Source organism: Photobacterium aquae, from assembly GCF_001029445.1.
Lineage (GTDB): Bacteria > Pseudomonadota > Gammaproteobacteria > Enterobacterales > Vibrionaceae > Photobacterium > Photobacterium aquae.
This window is the reverse complement of record NZ_LDOT01000110.1, coordinates 1-359: the sequence shown is the minus strand read 5'-3', so window position 1 is coordinate 359 and position 359 is coordinate 1. Positions and strand designations below refer to the sequence as shown.

Below are 359 nucleotides of genomic sequence, written 5' to 3'. Positions count from 1 at the left end.
TACAAGACAATGCTTGGCGAATGATCTCTTCTATCTTGTGCATCACCGGATGCTGATAGTTGATGCGGTGATAATGGATACCAACATCATAATGCATTCGTTCACTGTCTAAATAGAGCGGTATTTTTACCACGTTCTCTGGAAGATCTTTGCCTACTTCAAACCACACCAACATATGTTCACCATTAGCTACACAATCTAGCGCACTGCCTAACGATGCGACCGTTAGGGGTTGCTGCAGTGAAATACCGACACTCTTACGAATACGTTCATAGTAGGTATTGCTATCAAATGAACCCATTGAGATCCGAACCGTTTTGGCACCTGCAATCTCTTTGAGATCGAGCTTGTCACGCTTC

1 pseudogene is annotated in these 359 nt (G+C 43.7%); it reads right to left on the bottom strand.

From position 1 onward, the window contains the following. A pseudogene (locus tag ABT56_RS23125) lies at positions 1–359 on the bottom strand (LysR family transcriptional regulator); the annotation flags it as partial.